The sequence below is a fragment of the Vibrio sp. 1874 genome, assembly GCF_033344395.1.
GTDB lineage: Bacteria > Pseudomonadota > Gammaproteobacteria > Enterobacterales > Vibrionaceae > Vibrio > Vibrio alginolyticus.
In genome coordinates this window covers 159,859-175,703 of sequence record NZ_JAWPOR010000009.1, presented here as the reverse complement: position 1 = coordinate 175,703, position 15,845 = coordinate 159,859, and the positions used below count along the sequence as shown (strand labels likewise).

Genomic DNA, 15,845 nt, shown 5'->3' with positions numbered 1-15,845 from the left:
TTTTGTCGGTTGATTGGTTTCGATTCTAACTGGACGATTTTGATTACAACGAGTCAAAACTGGAATCGAAATCGTAAAGGTTGAACCAACATGCTCATCACTTTTAACGGCAATCTTGCCACGCATCATTTCAACTAAATGCTTGGTTATTGCGAGTCCCAGTCCTGTACCACCAAAGCGTCTCGTGATGGAACGGTCTCCTTGATGAAATGCCGTAAACAAGTGCTCTTGCTTTGCTTTAGATATACCAATTCCAGTGTCAGATATTGAGATCACAAGTTCAGCATCTTGCTCAGATACAGAAACTTTTACTTCACCTTCGTCTGTAAACTTTATTGCATTCCCTATTAGATTAAACAGGATTTGAGATAACCGCGTGGAGTCAATCCAAAATTGTTTGTCATTAGTGACAGTACAGTTGAGTTTAAATTGGAGATTTTTCTTCTTAGCTATTTGTTTTTGCTGAGAAATAACAAAAGTGACAGTGTCTCTTAAATTAATCCATTGTTCATTGAGCTGAAAGCGACCAGACTCGATTTTAGAGAGATCAAGAATGTCACTGATTATCGCGAGAAGTAACTCTGCAGAGCACTCCATTTGGCTCAACGCATCAATTTGTTCTTCTGACAAGGTTGATTGCTTCAGTATATCTAGCATTCCAAGAACGGAATTTAAAGGGGTTCTTATTTCATGGCTCATCATCGCTAAGAACTCCGACTTAGAGCGGTTCGCAAGCTCTGCTTCTTCTCTTGCTTTAGCGAGCTGAGTTGTTCTTACCTCAACGATACGTTGTAACTTCTCTTTGGTCTCGATATCAATGACCGCCCTTTCAATTAAGGGACGAAACCGCCTCAAGGTTTCCTTATTCTCTATGCTAAAGTGCCCTTTCTGAGCTCCAATAAGTAGGATTACGGTTTGCGTTACTTCTGAACGTATACCAGTTAAAACGACCGAGTTTACATGGCTTTTTATAAAGCTGTTTAAGTTAACAAACTCAGCGAGTTTATCTGGCTCGAACAGTAGAATGCATTCACCATTGAGAGCTCTTTGATAGGTGTTACCGTGTAACCAGGATACATTGTCAAATACGCTATTAGTTGATATCAATGTCCTGAAGGGATATCGCTCACCATCGCGAGTCAGTACAATAAAATCATCGAAGTTGATGTACTTTTTGAGGACATTGTTTAATCCCGTAAATATCTCATGCCGATTCTTTGCCTCACTCATCGCAGATATCGCGGAAAGAATGGCCTTGTTTTCATCAGCGAGTAGTCGTTCTCTTTGTCTAGCCTGCTTTAGCTCAACTAACGCTTCTTGAAGCGCTTCCTGTTGATATATGTCTAAGTATTTATCTTTCATAAGGTTTATGGAATATAGCCGATGAAATCATCAGGTTTCCATGTCCATTCTCACCACCAATAAATCTACCTTGCTCGCCGAAAGTAAAAGGGCAAATAAAAGGCAAATGTTCTAGTTCTTGGTTAATTTGTTCACAAACGCTATTCATGTCTTGCATTAAGTGCAACATGGGACCTGCGCAAAAGATATTTATCACTCCAATTTTTCGAGACTCTTCTAATTTTTGGTTAAAAGCGGCATTGACGACTTTTGCAGCGCGCGCAACGAGATGCTCACGACTTCCTTTCATTAATGTGAGCTCGTCACCCTCTTCTATTCGTGTAAACAACTCGATTCCACCATCTGGCGTCTCACGGATCGGATGGGATAACTTGTAATATGGGCGATCATAGAGATGACCTGCGATCCGCCCTAATGGATAAGCACTCGAGTTTGTAAACAGCATATTATCTTTACCTACTTGGTTATCCTGGTGATTTGTCCACCTTCTATAAACATTGAGCGCAGGTTCATTATCAATTTCAAGTAAGCATCTATCGTTGGTCTTGGTTGCAACACCTTTGATATTAGTTGGTGTATGCCCAGCGCTAAAAGCGATATCAACAGGTTGAGAGGAGTAAAAGAGAGTTAAGCTTAAACCTGAAGTTTGAGAGCCTTGGGCGGTTATCACAGACCATTTCCCAGCGATGTTATTATCAGCGGCCGAACCACCAATAATTGGAATTAGAGTTCCAAATCTTTCATCTATAGACGCAATGATTGATTCCTCTTGCCCTGGTGTAGCATGAAGTAGAATTAAGTTTGGTACCTCTCCTACACGGTTTGCGTTCTCAAGGGCCATATCCAAAGCCTTGGTGACGCTGTCACCTGAGTTGTGATTAGAAATACCAGTACCATAAGCATGAGGACCTGTATCATAAACAGCAAGTGCCGCAATTACTGGGCCTGTATGAAAGCCCTGATCTGTCATTACGGCTTGACATGAACTGGCGCCATGAAAAGGCACACCAGGAAAATGCGCAAGAAACGCTTCTCGAATCAACTCAAAATTGTATTCTTCCGTGTAGTAACACATCACGTAAGACAAGCTCTGTTGTGTCAATTCGGACCTGAGCGTTTTTATCGCTGAGTCTTCATCTTTAATATGAGTAAAAACTGATTGGCAATGCATACGATTTTATAATTGGATATCACTCTGCTGTTATACCATTCCAACCAATTTTCTCTAGGTAAGAAGGTGTTAATTTCATTAATAAGTTACGATTATCTCGTGATAGATCGTATTTATAATTGAACTACAACAATGTTTTCACCTTTTTTAAAGGTGATTTTTTTCGATTCAGGCATGATGTCCCATTCTACTGACTTATGCTTCTCGTTGAGATTGATAAAATTACCAGATTGATTTAGATCAATTTTTAGAGTGCTACTTTCTGTCGTTTCGAGCGAAATTCCCATTGAGTCACGATTAATCGTGATTATTTCTCCTTCAATTGTTACATCGCATCGTTCTTTTTGTGAACAGTCAACGCTATTAACACTCTCGTGTGTAAAGGTACGCCAGAAAAATGCGCCTATTAAAACACTGAGCATGATTAAGATTTGTGCAAGTCGCGCCTTTGTTAACTTTTGTGCAGGCATAATTACTAATATCCTTGTTACAAACTTCAAACTTTTTAAATAAAAAATGATTTCCAGAGGTCCAGTAAGGTTACTACCCTGTCATTGAATTGTTAATTCAAGTATAGTGTCACGCTGAAAATGCCACTTTTTATTAAAGTCAGCAATGGAAATAAGGTGATGATAACACTTGAATTCTAGAGTTTACTTGGGTGGTGTTACGACGCAAGTCGTGTTGGAAGTAAAAGTGTAGTTAATTAGAAATTGGAAGCATGCAAATGAGCCAAGTAAAGCAGCTTGAACAAAACTACAACTATACAGTCGTTCGCCAATTTACCCTTGTGACCATTTTATGGGGCATAGTTGGTATGGCTGTTGGTGTTTTGATTGCCGCTCAATTAGTTTGGCCACAGCTAAACTTTGATACGCCGTGGTTGACGTACAGTCGCTTACGTCCACTGCATACTAATGCGGTAATTTTTGCGTTTGGTACCAGTGCTCTGTTCGCAACGTCTTATTATGTTGTACAGCGCACATGTCAAACACGTCTTTTTGGTGGCCCACTCGTTGCCTTCACCTTTTGGGGTTGGCAAGCAATCATCCTGGCAGCAGCCATTACTTTGCCTCTCGGTTTAACATCGGGTAAAGAGTATGCTGAGCTAGAATGGCCTATTGATATCGCAATTGCGCTAGTATGGGTATCATATGCGGTGGTGTTCTTCGGCACACTAGTGAAGCGAAACACGTCACATATTTATGTGGCAAACTGGTTCTTCGGTGCCTTTATTATCACAGTAGCAGTACTTCACATCGTGAACAGCATGGCTATTCCTGTGTCACTTGGTAAATCTTACTCGATTTACTCGGGCGCAGTAGATGCGATGGTTCAGTGGTGGTATGGACACAATGCGGTAGGTTTCCTACTGACCGCTGGTTTCCTAGGTATGATGTACTACTTCGTTCCTAAACAAGCTGAACGTCCTGTTTATTCTTACCGTCTATCTATCGTTCACTTCTGGGCACTTATTTCTCTATATATTTGGGCAGGCCCTCACCACCTTCATTATACAGCGCTACCAGACTGGACTCAGTCTCTAGGTATGGTTATGTCGCTGGTTCTATTTGCTCCTTCTTGGGGTGGTATGATCAACGGTATTATGACGTTATCTGGTGCATGGCATAAGCTTCGTTATGACCCTATCCTACGTTTCCTAATCGTTTCACTGTCGTTCTACGGTATGTCTACCTTTGAAGGCCCGATGATGTCGATTAAGACGGTTAACGCACTTTCTCACTACACAGACTGGACCATTGGTCACGTTCACTCTGGTGCGTTAGGTTGGGTTGCGATGGTTTCTATCGGCTCTGTATATCACTTGGTACCTCGCCTATTTGGCCAAGAGCGTATGTACTCTGTTGGTCTAGTTAATGTGCATTTCTGGCTAGCAACAATCGGTACCGTTCTTTACATCGTTGCGATGTGGATCTCTGGTGTAATGCAAGGTCTTATGTGGCGCGCGGTTAACTCTGACGGTACGCTAACTTACAGTTTTGTTGAATCTGTAGAAGCGTCTTATCCGTTCTACTTTGTACGTTTCCTTGGCGGATTTATCTTCCTATCTGGTATGTTCCTAATGGCATACAACACGTACAAAACGGTAAGTGCACCTAAAGAAAGCCTAAAAGCTATCCCACATCCGGCATAAGGAGATTTAAGAATGAGTAATAATTCTAATAATCGCCATGAAATCTTAGAACGTAATGTCGGTTTGTTGGCTATTTTTATCGTGTTTGCTATCAGTTGGGGTGCTCTTGTAGAGATCACTCCTCTGATTTTCCAAAAGCAAACGACTGAACCTGTAGAAAATCTGCGCGCTTACACTCCTTTGGAGATGGAAGGCCGTGATATCTACATCCGTGAAGGTTGTAACGTCTGTCACAGCCAGATGGTTCGTCCTTTCCGCTCAGAGACTGAACGTTACGGTCACTACTCTGTTGCTGGTGAGAGTGTTTGGGAACACCCATTCCTTTGGGGCTCTAAGCGTACAGGCCCGGATTTAGCTCGTGTTGGTGGTCGTTATTCTGACGAATGGCACCGTGTTCACCTGTTAGATCCTCGTGAGCTTGTACCTGAGTCAAACATGCCAGGTTTCCCGTGGCTAGCTGAAAACGTTTTAGACGGTAAGCTAACTCAGAAGAAACTTGAGCTATTTCGTGATCAGTTCGGCGTTCCATACACTGATGAAGAGATCGCGAATTCGGCTAAAGAAGTAGAAGGTAAAACAGAGATGGATGCAATCATCGCTTACCTTCAGTCTCTTGGTCATGCAATGAAGTAAGGGGATCATATGGATTTCGGTACAATTCATAGTATTTATACCGTTGTACTCTTCGCTAGTTTTATTGGCATCGTATGGTGGGCATTTAGTAAAAAGCGTAAAGCACGCTTTGAAGAAGATGCCAACTTGGTGTTTGCTGACGAAGAACAAAAGACCCCTAATAACCAAGGAGTGAAGAAGTAATGACTACATTCTGGAGTCTCTGGATTATCGTGATTACTGTCGGTACGCTAGTAGGCTGTGCGATTCTCCTGACTTGGTGCGCTAAAGATAAAATGGGCGTCGAGGAAGGGGAAGACATGGGCCACGAGTACGATGGTATTCGCGAGCTAAACAACCCTCTACCAAAGTGGTGGACTTACCTGTTTGTAAGCACATTTGTGTTCGCAGCAGTTTACCTTGCCCTATTCCCAGGTCTAGGTAGCTTCAAGGGCTTTTTAAACTGGCAGAGTTCGGCTCAAACCGTTCGCTCACTAGAAGAGTCAAAAGAAGCCATCGCTGCAGCACAAGAGAACAAGCAACTAAACCAATATGCAAAAGAACTGGATGATGCCGACGCTTACTTCGGCGAAGCATTCCGTAAACTTGCGCACAATGACAGTGGTCTACGCCCAATTCCTGAAATTGCGCAAGATCCTGAAGCATTAAAAGTTGGTCAGCGTTTGTTTTTGCAAAACTGTTCTCAATGCCATGGCTCTGATGCACGTGGTCAGAAAGGCTTCCCTAACCTGACTGATGATGCATGGCTATATGGTGGCGAGCCAGCAGCGATCGTTACAACCATCATGCACGGCCGTATTGGTCAAATGCCAGCATGGAAAGATGCCCTTGGTGAGCAAGGTGTTCAAGAAGTTGTAAGTTACACACTTAGTTTATCTGGTCGTAAAGTAAATGCTCGTGAAGCCGCGGCAGGTAAAGCACGCTTCGTAGTGTGTGCTGCTTGTCATGGTACCGATGGTAAGGGTAACCCTGCAGTCGGTGCGCCTGACCTTACAGACCAAGACTGGTTATTTGGTGACTCTCGTGCAGCTGTAACAGAAACCGTAATGAACGGACGCTCAGGCGTAATGCCTGCGTGGAAAGACATTTTGGGTGAAGATAAAGTTCAGCTCGTTGCCTCATATGTCTGGAGTTTAAGTAACTCAGAGAGTAAGTAACTGAGATATTACGTAACATAGCAATAACAGCCCCTTTCATAGGGGCTGTCTTTCCTTTAAATTTAACGCCTTACATTTTTTCATTTAGCTGTTGAGAACTTTTTTATGGTAAAGCCTTGGTATAAACAATTTTGGCCGTGGTTCCTAATCATCCTTCCTCTTACTGTCGTAGTTTGGACTGTGATTACTGTGGTCGTTTTCTCGAACAACTCTGTTTCTTTAGTCGCCGAGGATTACTATAAAAAAGGCAAAGGCATTAATATCGACATTAGTAAAATGAATGTCGCTCGTGACCTAGGTCTTAACGCTGAGATTTCCTCTGAAAATAACAATGTTGTGATTGTTTTCGCTAAAGGGAAGCTACCTCATTACCCTGCTCTAACGGCCACTTTCACTCATCGTACTCTTCCTGATCGTGACTTCACAAAGCTTGTAACAGCGGATGCATCTGGTAATTACCGACTAAAAGCTGAGGAATCTATTCAAGGACCATGGTTTGTTGAACTACAACCACACGACAAGCAATGGATGATCCAAGGTAAAGTTGAGTTTCCTGCCTCTTCAACACCGTTAATGAAGTAAGCATATGTGTAAATCCTGTTATCACTGCGGTGAAGATGTACCAGCCAACACGGATTTCAAAGTAGAAATATTGGGTGAAATTCGCGACATGTGTTGTCCGGGCTGCGAAACTGTGGCGCAGACTATTGTCGATAGTGGTCTTGTATCATATTACCAATACCGCACTGCGCCTGCAGAAAAGGCAGATCTAGTACCAGAGCAACTCCAAGCTTTAATTCATTATGACAATGCGGATGTACAATCTGAATTCGTACGAAATCGCGAAAATGTTTCTGAAGTAACCCTTTCTTTGGAAGGCGTTTCATGTGCCGCTTGTGCGTGGTTAATCGAAAAGCAAGTTTCTAATACGGCCGGGTTGGTATCTATCCGTGTTAATACAACCACCAATCGAGCGTTACTAGCCTGGGATAAAACTCAGGTACGGTTAAGCGAGCTCCTTTCCGTTATTCATAAACTTGGTTACAAAGCTGCACCTTTTGAAGCAGATAAGCAAGAAGCCTCTTACCATCGAATGATGAAGCAATATCTATATCGGCTAGGTATTGCAGGTTTAGCAACCATGCAGGTCATGATGCTCGCCGTTGCACTGTATCTCGAAGTCTTTGGTGATTTAGAGCCAGAGTTTAAAAGTTACTTTCGTTGGGTAAGTTTGATTTTTGCTACTCCTGTTTTGCTTTATTCCGCTCTTCCATTTTACTTAAACGCATGGCGCAGTATCAAAGGCCGAACCCTTGGTATGGATGTCCCGGTTTCTATCGCGTTGATCTTTGCCTATGTTGCAAGTTTAGTTGCAACAGTAACTGAACAAGGCGAAGTCTTCTTTGAATCTATCTCGATGTTTACCTTCTTTTTGTTAGTAGGTCGATTCTTAGAGATGCGCGCTCGTCGCAAAGCTGCTGCTGCGAGTGGTAACCTTCTTAAGTTGATTCCTGCAATTGCTACAACGCTGGACGGTGATCAGATACCCGTGAAGACGCTAAAAGTTGGCGATCGTATTCGCGTTCTACCTGGTGAACATATCCCCGCTGACGGTAAAGTTATTTCAGGCCGTATTCATATTGATGAATCCATGTTAACGGGTGAGTCAGTGCACGTTGTGAAACGAGAAGGCGATGTCGTCTATGCGGGAACGCTAAACGGAGACGAATCATTTGAACTTGAGGTAGTAAGCTCAAAGGCCGATTCAATGATTTCTAACATCGTGCGTTTACAAGATGAAGCTCAACACTCCAAACCTAAAATTGCGGAAATTGCAGACATTGTCGCCCGTTACTTTGTTGGTGTGATTCTTATTATCTCTGCTGGTACTTGGTTTTACTGGCATCAAACAAAACCAGATGATGCGTTTTGGATCATGCTGTCTGTGTTAGTCGCTACATGCCCATGTGCGCTATCTCTGGCTACTCCGACCGCTCTCACTTGTGCTACCTCTAGAATGGGTAATTTTGGCATTTTGCTTCGTAAAGGCCATGTGTTTGAGACACTATGTAAGATCAACCACTTAGTTGTAGATAAAACAGGCACTCTAACGAAAGGTGATATTGAGATCTGTGAAACAAAGGTACTTAGTGATCTCCCACAGAAAGATTGTCTATCACTAGCTGCAGCTTTAGAGGCTCATGCAAACCACCCTATCGCTCGTTCTTTTGCAACTTACACCAATGATGACTTTATCGTGTCTGACGTGCAAAACGTGATTGGTTCAGGGATTGAGGGTATGTGGAATGGCAAAATCGTTAAGATAGGTAGTGCTGCTTTTGTTCAAGGCAAAGAAAGTGGTGAAAGCCAGGCGGTCTATCTGTCGGTTGGTGGCAAGCATGTCGCTAGCTTTTACTACCGCGACCCTATCCGAAAAGAAAGCAAAGCCTTTATTCAACGTTTTGCTGACGCTGGAATTAAGACAACCCTGCTAACTGGTGATTCTCTCTCAAACGCCCAACCAGTGGCGAATGAAATTGGTATCGATCACATCGTCGCGTCAGCAAAGCCAGAAGATAAGCTTGCATACCTTAAGAGCTTGGACGAAAACAGTATCACTATGATGGTTGGTGATGGAATCAATGACGCGCCGACTCTCGCCGGAGCTCACCTTTCTGTCGCAATGGGCGGTGGTACAGATGTCGCTAAAGCTTCTGCAGATATGACGTTACTTGGGGATAATCTCGAAAAGCTACTAGAAGCACGTTTGCTTGCACTGCGTACAAGAAAGATTATTCGAGAAAACTTGGCTTGGTCTTTGGGTTACAACCTGTTAATTTTGCCTTTGGCGGTCGCAGGTTTAGTGGCTCCCTACATTGCAGTAGTTGGCATGTCTGCAAGCTCAATTATCGTTGTATCTAACTCTTTGCGCCTGCTCAAAGAGAAATAAGTAGAGAAAGCAAACATGGAAAGTCTTTATATATTGATTCCCATCGCTATCGTTCTCGTTTGTGTTGCTGTCGCCGTTTTTCTTTGGGCGGTAAGAAGCGATCAGTTTGAAGATCTTGAACGGCAAGGGCACAACATTCTTCTCGACGAAGAAGACCAATCTAATAGTGATAAAAAGTAGCGACCTTTATGACTCCTGATTTTATCGGTGCGTTGATGATCGGCTTAGTAGGAGCCGGTCATTGTATGGGTATGTGTGGTGGTATCGCGTCTCTACTTACCATGGGCTCTTCTGCTAAAAATAAAACTACCCCTCTTATCCCCCTCTTCTACAACCTCGGACGATTGATCAGTTATACCTTAATAGGTGCATTAGTGGGTGGTGCTATATCAGGTTTATCTGAGCTTAGTGGGTTAACGCACTCTCTTGCTTGGTTAAGGCTGATTGCTGCGTTATTCATGATCCTGGTCGCGCTGTATATTGCTAAATGGTGGCAAGGCTTACTTTTAATAGAAAAGCTAGGGCAGTATATCTGGCGCTTTATCTCGCCGGCAGGGAAGAATCTGTTGCCACTAAAGCATCCTCTTCACGCGTTGCCATTTGGCTTTATTTGGGGTTGGTTACCATGTGGCTTAGTTTATTCAGCGCTTACTTGGTCGGCGGTTTCTGGTAGTGCGATGAACGGCGGCCTAATTATGCTTGCGTTTGGGCTCGGAACGCTACCTGCAATGCTTATTATTGGATACGGTGCCAATCATTTTCAGAAATTACAAAAATCATTAATATTTAGAAATATTTCAGCATTAATCCTTATTGGCTATGGTACGTATACCGCTGTAGGAGCCTTAGCGTTACTCGGTTTCATATAACGTTAAACTCTATTGAGGTGACATTTTTGCTACCCTTTAGGATTAAGCGATGCTAAAATATTGATGTATATCAAATAGTGAAAGGTTGTTATGATTTCTGAAAAACCTGCAACAAAGCGTATCCAATCAGGCGGTTGCGCCATTCATTGCCAAGATTGTAGCATTAGTCAACTGTGTATCCCGTTCACTCTAAATGAGGCAGAACTTGATCAGCTTGACCAAATCATCGAACGTAAGAAGCCTATTCAAAAAGGACAAGAGCTTTTTAAGGCCGGTGATGAGCTAAAATCGCTATACGCTATCCGCTCTGGTACCATCAAGAGCTATACGATCACAGAGCAAGGTGATGAGCAAATCACAGCGTTTCACTTAGCTGGAGACTTAGTCGGTTTCGATGCTATCACTGGTGACTCCCACCCTAGCTTTGCTCAAGCACTCGAAACGTCGATGGTATGTGAAATCCCATACGAAATTTTAGACGATCTATCGGGTAAGATGCCTAAACTTCGCCAGCAAATCATGCGTTTGATGAGTAACGAAATTAAAGGTGATCAGGAAATGATTTTGCTTCTTTCTAAAAAGAATGCAGAAGAGCGACTAGCTGCTTTCCTTTACAACCTATCAACACGTTTTTCTCAGCGTGGCTTCAGCCCTAGAGAGTTTCGTTTAACTATGACTCGTGGTGATATTGGCAACTACCTTGGTCTTACAGTCGAAACGATCAGTCGTTTGTTAGGTCGTTTCCAGAAATCTGAGATCCTAAGCGTAAAAGGCAAATATATCACTATCTTAGACCACGATGCATTGATGGAACTTGCTGGTGTAACTAAAGAATAATACACCCTAATTATTGATGTAGCTCGAAAATGAGCTACATCATATTTCTCATAAATTCCTTTCGAAAGTCCTCAAAAAGTTCTCCAAACTAAGCTACAGTAAAAATGTACGGTGAGTACTCCAAAATACTGATTTAATTTACATTCAGTATCTGGTTTTGCAATAGAAGTGGGCTTAGTTATGAGTATATACAGTAAGATCCTTGTTGTAGCTGACATCAATAATGATGAGCAGCCCGCACTTGCAAGAGCTGTTCAATTAGCTCAGAAAAGTGTATCTAGAAGCCGAATCACTTTCTTTTTATCCATTTACGATTTCTCGTATGACATGACGTCAATGCTATCAGTGGATGAAAGAGATGCTATGCGTCGAGGTGTCATTCATCAGCGTGAGCAGTGGATGCGTAAAATTGCTCAACCATACCTAAACGATGGCTTCGACTTTGATGTTTGTGTTGTCTGGCACAACCGCCCTTATGAGGCGATTATTGCTGAAGTCTATGCAGGCAATCATGACCTAGTCATCAAAGGCACACGTAAGCATGATGTTTTAGAGTCTGTCATTTTCACACCGACAGATTGGCACTTGTTGCGAAAATGCCCTATTCCAGTGCTTCTTATCAAGAATGCTGCTTGGCCGGAACAAGCAAGTATCCTTGCCTCAGTACATGTGGGCTCAGAAAACCCGACTCATATTGATCTCAACGATACGATGGTCGAGCGATTAAAAGAAATCACCACTCGGCTTGAGGCCAAGCCATATCTTGTTAACGCCTACCCCGTTACACCGGCGAACATTACGATTGAACTTCCTGAATTTGACCCAACGACTTATACCGATGCAGTGCGAGGTCATCATTTAACGGCTATGAAAGCACTACGCCAAAAACATGGTCTTGATGAAGAACAAACGATAGTTGAGCAAGGTTTACCTGAAGATGTCATTCCGGCAGCTGCAGAGCGCTTGAACGCAGCAATGGTTATTTTAGGTACCACAGGGCGAACAGGGCTTTCTGCTGTCTTTATTGGTAATACAGCGGAGCACGTAATTGATAAAATAAATTGCGACGTGTTGGCTCTAAAACCAAAAGGCTACATTAGTCCTCTCGATCCAAATACAGCAACCTAATCTCTCTTTAGTATTGTTATGTATTGAGCGCTTTCAAATAAGCGCTAATAAATCCCCCCGAATACAGGGGGATTTTTGTTTGGGAACAGTTAAAGCGTTGGGTACAAAAAAGGAGGTCTAATTGACCTCCTTTTTTACGAGTTAGATGTTCGTAACATCGATGAACATTGATTCATCAATATTCGTCGAAGAAACGACAGCCTCATTAAATTCATACTCTTCGCGGTTACCTTCACGATCTAGCGGTAAGTTAACAAAGTCGAACAATTCGCGGTCTGCTAGTTGGCTTGGGCTTACGTTTTGAATTGATTTAAAAATCGCTTCTACACGCCCTGGCGTCTTCTTATCCCACTCAATCAACATTGCTTTTATAGATTGACGTTGAAGGTTCTCTTGAGAGCCACAAAGGTTACACGGAATAATTGGGAAATCCTTGTGCTCAGCGTATTTGATCAGATCTTTTTCACGACAGTAAGTCAATGGACGAATGACCACGTTACGGCCATCATCAGAGCGTAGCTTTGGTGGCATCGCTTTAAGGCGAGAGCCGTGGAACATATTCAAGAACATTGTTTCGACGATGTCATCCATGTGATGGCCTAGCGCAAGCTTAGTTGCACCAATCTTCTCTGCAAATGAATACAGCGTACCACGTCGCAGGCGTGAACACAGACCACAAGTGGTTTTGCCTTCTGGTACCTTCTCTTTTACGACGGAATACGTGTCCTTATCGACAATATAGTAAGGGATATTCAGTGTTTCGAAATACTCTGGCAGAATGTGCTCCGGGAAGCCCGGTTGTTTTTGGTCTAGGTTTACTGCAACCACTTCAAATTTGATTGGCGCAGCTTTTTGAAGATTCAACAGGATATCAAGCATCGCGAATGAATCTTTACCACCGCTAATACATGCCATCACAACATCGCCTTCTTCGATCATGTTGTAATCAGTAATGGCATTTCCAACATGTCTTCTCAGGCGTTTCTGAAGCTTGTTGAATTCTAGGGTTTCTTTTCTTGTATCTATTTGGTTCATTGCGGGCTCTCACATCGCCGATAAATCGACTAGGACTTCCTAACATGGGTTTCTTTGGGGCGTGGATTATACGAGCTTTTTACACAGGATTAAATGCTTGTCTTATTGAGTCTTTAAGAAAAGAGTGTGAAAGATACTTTAGTTACGGTCACAAATGAAAAAAGAGCTGCGATTGCAGCCCTTTCTAAACGTTCAGTGTTCATTTCTTTGCGTTAGGTAGATAAGGTAACACTCGCATCGTCGGTTCTGGTAGTGTCATTGTGCCACCTTGCCCTATTTCACTTAGTGCGACTTGTATCTTGCCATTGACAATTGGCTTTTCGGTTCCGTTTGAGAAAATCACTTTATCATTCAGTTGATTTGCAAACTCCATCGTCACACCTTGAACTTCCGGTGTAAACCAACCCGCAAACATACCGCCTAAATCTTCCAGCATCGTCTGCATTTGAGGTAGAAGAGGCTTAAGTTGCTCGTAAGAAACGTTACCCTGTAATGGTTCTTTGGTCATCACGACAAGTGAGTAATCGCAACGTGTATCTTTTTGGGTATCGATAAAAACCAACGGATTCGCTGACTTTAAGTTTTTATCAACAGGTAAAGGCAACTCTTGTGAAGCAGGGATAACAAACTCTTCATAGTGCTCTTCTTTTTCCATCCAAGCTTTTTCTATCGTACAAATTTGTTTAGTTTTTGCGTCCACAAAAAAGACACCAACTTTCACATCGTCATGCCCTTCTTTATTGTTGTTTTTTAGTTGAGTGTATAACTTTGAGTACGTGAACATGTACTCTTGAGCTTGGGTTATCGGCGATACAAGAATTAGCGCCGCACTTCCCAATAGACTTAGGCTTAACTTTTTCATTTTATCCGTTATTTTATTGCGTCCAGTAGGCGTTGTTATGACGAATCATAGCGCGAAGATCGTGTACATAGGCGATGCCACGTTCAGAATAGGCTAGCAACCCATGCGTTAACTCTGACGCGGTTGCAACCGTTAACAAGCCCTTGTTCTTTTCAGCCAGAGATGTTCTGATTTCACGCAGGTCTGCATACGCTGGGTTTCGATTAACATTCATAAAGTAGCCATGAACAGACTGTTGTACAGAATCGAATTTTTCAACTTCATGAACTTTGTTAGCGCCACGTTGCGCTGGAACAATTCCACAGCCCTTTTTATAACACCATTGGCCGAACAAGTTGTTTGCTTGAGTAGCAAAACGAGAAGTGCCCCACGCAGATTCATTTGCCGCTTGAGTTAGAACCAAGGCTTCAGGTAAGACGTTCACTCGCACAAGCATCTCGTCTAGCCATGCTTGATCAATCTTATCGTTACTCAAGGGCAACGAATACAGAGATGATAACCGCTGAGCATACTCTTGTTGTTCTTGCGTCACTTGTCCCACCTTTAAAGAGGTAAGAAAGGCCCGCTCATGACGAATTCGTTGATTCTCAAGAGCAATTTTAGGCCTTAAAAAATCAAAAAAAGCAGCTTTTTTCTCTTTCGTATCTTTTATTGAATTGAAGTCTGGGATATCACCGATGTATGGCAAGTGTGATAAATCGACATGCTTAATCTTGCCAGAGAGTACGTCAGGATTTTCCACATATTTAAACTGTTTCTCGTAGTGTAAATATGGGCCTATAGAAATGAAAGTGGCGGCTATACAGGTTGCCGCCACTCGTAAACTTATTGATTTCAAAGAATTAGGCATCAAACACCTGTGAGTTACCATCGTGATCATTATCGTTTTTCTGTGTTGTAACGATCTTAAGCTTAATTCCAAACATTTCGCGGTAGAGTATGCCTTTCAAATGGAAGAAGAATGGCAGCACAAAAATCAAGCCAATACCGTAGAACATTGCTGCAATAATAAACATTAACATCACGCCTAAGTAAAGCCCCGCGACCACAAAAATCTTCTTGTTGATTGCGCGAAGTGATAACAGCAACGCTTGCATTGGTGGCACCCTTTTCTCACAAATCAACAAAATAGAGTGACTAAATGCCAAGGAAAGATACAGCGACAGTAAAGGAAAAATCATACCAACCACACCTTGTAGCATTAAGCTCATGAGCGTTGCTAGAATAACAGGAATGGTGAACTGCAACCCCTTTCCAACATGGCGCAACTTAGTCTTCAGGCCAGCGACATGGCTCATAGCCATCAAGCTGATCCCCGCATAAATTGGTGCGCTAATCACCTCATAACTGAAATTCGCGACATAAATAGAAGACACAATATCGTTTGTGAACGACTCTGGGTTCTCAAATGCATCAAGAATAACGGTCAAATCGCCCAACTGCAGTTTTAATGCAATATAGAAAATACCTAATTGGACAAAAAGCAATACAATAATGGCAGGAGAAAATGATAAAAAGTGCTGGATGGTTGCTCGCCAAGCTTCGTTAAAAACCGCGCCAGCTTTAAGCTCGTAGTTGCCAGACAAAGCTCGCTCTACACTCCCCCCAAGATTGAAATCTTTCTCAAAATCGTCGTTCATAGTTTATCCAAGACTAACTTGTAAAATTTTGACTGGAATTCCAGTC

Annotated in this window: 17 protein-coding genes; 10 read left to right on the top strand and 7 right to left on the bottom strand. The window is 42.6% G+C overall.

Annotated features, from left to right (window positions below):
* The 3 genes from R8N46_RS16660 to R8N46_RS16650 all read right to left on the bottom strand — a co-directional run.
* Positions 1 to 1,362, bottom strand: a 1,362-nt coding sequence (locus R8N46_RS16660; RefSeq protein WP_318098478.1) for a sensor histidine kinase, incomplete at its 3' end; no start/stop codon positions are given.
* The gene (locus tag R8N46_RS16655; protein ID WP_025766636.1) at positions 1,352 to 2,533 is read right to left on the bottom strand and encodes an FIST signal transduction protein; all 1,182 of its coding nucleotides are present in this window, start codon (positions 2,531 to 2,533) and stop codon (positions 1,352 to 1,354) included. The genes R8N46_RS16655 and R8N46_RS16660, both read right to left, overlap by 11 nt.
* 113 nt (positions 2,534 to 2,646) lie before the next feature.
* Positions 2,647 to 3,003 carry a hypothetical protein gene (locus R8N46_RS16650; RefSeq protein ID WP_005377473.1) on the bottom strand — a complete coding sequence of 119 codons (357 nt, stop codon included), beginning with the start codon at positions 3,001 to 3,003 and terminating at the stop codon, positions 2,647 to 2,649.
* A 257-nt stretch (positions 3,004 to 3,260) separates the two neighbouring features.
* Here R8N46_RS16650 and ccoN point away from each other — a divergent pair, with 257 nt between their 5' ends.
* The 10 genes from ccoN to uspE all read left to right on the top strand — a co-directional run bounded on the left by ccoN (position 3,261) and on the right by uspE (position 12,262).
* Positions 3,261 to 4,688 carry a cytochrome-c oxidase, cbb3-type subunit I gene (gene ccoN, locus R8N46_RS16645; RefSeq protein ID WP_005396488.1) on the top strand — a complete coding sequence of 476 codons (1,428 nt, stop codon included), beginning with the start codon at positions 3,261 to 3,263 and terminating at the stop codon, positions 4,686 to 4,688.
* 12 nt (positions 4,689 to 4,700) lie between these two features.
* The gene (gene ccoO / locus R8N46_RS16640; RefSeq protein WP_005377475.1) at positions 4,701 to 5,321 is read left to right on the top strand and encodes a cytochrome-c oxidase, cbb3-type subunit II; all 621 of its coding nucleotides are present in this window, start codon (positions 4,701 to 4,703) and stop codon (positions 5,319 to 5,321) included.
* Positions 5,322 to 5,330: 9 nt separating this feature from the next.
* On the top strand, positions 5,331 to 5,504 hold the full coding sequence (locus R8N46_RS16635; RefSeq protein ID WP_005377485.1) for a cbb3-type cytochrome oxidase subunit 3: 174 nt from the start codon (positions 5,331 to 5,333) through the stop codon (positions 5,502 to 5,504).
* Complete coding sequence (gene ccoP / locus R8N46_RS16630) at positions 5,504 to 6,478, top strand: cytochrome-c oxidase, cbb3-type subunit III (RefSeq protein ID WP_005377487.1); 975 nt, start codon at positions 5,504 to 5,506, stop codon at positions 6,476 to 6,478. Before R8N46_RS16635 ends, ccoP begins: the two co-directional genes overlap by 1 nt.
* A 105-nt stretch (positions 6,479 to 6,583) precedes the next feature.
* Complete coding sequence (locus tag R8N46_RS16625) at positions 6,584 to 7,060, top strand: FixH family protein (RefSeq protein WP_005377489.1); 477 nt, start codon at positions 6,584 to 6,586, stop codon at positions 7,058 to 7,060.
* 4 nt (positions 7,061 to 7,064) lie between these two features.
* A complete protein-coding gene (locus tag R8N46_RS16620; RefSeq protein WP_171346169.1) occupies positions 7,065 to 9,428 on the top strand; it encodes a heavy metal translocating P-type ATPase in 2,364 nt (787 codons plus the stop codon).
* Positions 9,429 to 9,443: 15 nt separating this feature from the next.
* Positions 9,444 to 9,608, top strand: a complete 165-nt coding sequence (ccoS, locus tag R8N46_RS16615) for a cbb3-type cytochrome oxidase assembly protein CcoS (protein ID WP_005377493.1) — start codon at positions 9,444 to 9,446, stop codon at positions 9,606 to 9,608.
* A gap of 8 nt (positions 9,609 to 9,616) precedes the next feature.
* Positions 9,617 to 10,297, top strand: a complete 681-nt coding sequence (locus R8N46_RS16610; protein WP_017634899.1) for a sulfite exporter TauE/SafE family protein — start codon at positions 9,617 to 9,619, stop codon at positions 10,295 to 10,297.
* Between the two features lie 90 nt (positions 10,298 to 10,387).
* Positions 10,388 to 11,134, top strand: coding sequence for an FNR family transcription factor (locus tag R8N46_RS16605; RefSeq protein ID WP_005377497.1), 747 nt, complete (start codon positions 10,388 to 10,390; stop codon positions 11,132 to 11,134).
* 180 nt (positions 11,135 to 11,314) lie between these two features.
* Positions 11,315 to 12,262 carry a universal stress protein UspE gene (gene uspE, locus R8N46_RS16600; protein WP_005377500.1) on the top strand — a complete coding sequence of 316 codons (948 nt, stop codon included), beginning with the start codon at positions 11,315 to 11,317 and terminating at the stop codon, positions 12,260 to 12,262.
* 141 nt (positions 12,263 to 12,403) lie between these two features.
* Here uspE and ttcA read toward each other — a convergent pair whose 3' ends face one another.
* The 4 genes from ttcA to R8N46_RS16580 form a co-directional block, all read right to left on the bottom strand.
* Positions 12,404 to 13,297, bottom strand: a complete 894-nt coding sequence (gene ttcA / locus R8N46_RS16595) for a tRNA 2-thiocytidine(32) synthetase TtcA (protein WP_005377502.1) — start codon at positions 13,295 to 13,297, stop codon at positions 12,404 to 12,406.
* A 199-nt stretch (positions 13,298 to 13,496) separates the two neighbouring features.
* Positions 13,497 to 14,159, bottom strand: a complete 663-nt coding sequence (locus R8N46_RS16590) for a DUF2987 domain-containing protein (RefSeq protein ID WP_213972503.1) — start codon at positions 14,157 to 14,159, stop codon at positions 13,497 to 13,499.
* Between the two features lie 13 nt (positions 14,160 to 14,172).
* A complete protein-coding gene (locus R8N46_RS16585; RefSeq protein ID WP_017634900.1) occupies positions 14,173 to 15,009 on the bottom strand; it encodes a glucosaminidase domain-containing protein in 837 nt (278 codons plus the stop codon).
* Positions 15,002 to 15,799: a hypothetical protein gene (locus tag R8N46_RS16580; RefSeq protein ID WP_005377508.1), complete on the bottom strand. Its 798-nt coding sequence runs from the start codon at positions 15,797 to 15,799 to the stop codon at positions 15,002 to 15,004. Before R8N46_RS16580 ends, R8N46_RS16585 begins: the two co-directional genes overlap by 8 nt.
* Positions 15,800 to 15,845: the final 46 nt, after the last annotated feature.